Annotated in this window: 1 protein-coding gene; it reads right to left on the bottom strand. The window is 44.8% G+C overall.

Going from position 1 to position 270, the window contains the following annotated elements; all coding sequences use genetic code 11:
- Positions 1–270: hypothetical protein (locus tag ACZ3GY_RS24045; protein WP_465912255.1), on the bottom strand; the 270-nt coding region annotated here is incomplete at both ends.

The raw sequence follows: 270 nt of genomic DNA, 5'->3' as shown, positions 1-270 counted from the left end.
CGGCAAACAATGCCAGAAGGCGCGTACCGCATCGAGGAAAGTTGCCGTAAGCAGGAATGAGCAAAAGCAGCGATGAAAGAAATGAACCAATCACAATTTCAACTGCACGAGTCCACGATGGACTATTTGCTAATACGGGAATTTTGTTTATTCGCGAAATTAAGCTAAGCGCGTGCCCAAGATTGTACATTGAAAGTGATAGTCCAACGAGCATAGCTCCTTCCGAAAAACCAATTAGCAAAATTGCCAGAGGCCAACCAATTTGCGTGA

It is taken from the genome of Pseudomonas sp. PME37.24/006, from assembly GCF_055556635.1.
The sequence above is the reverse complement of the archived record's forward strand: the minus strand, read 5'-3'. Positions and strand labels throughout refer to the sequence as shown.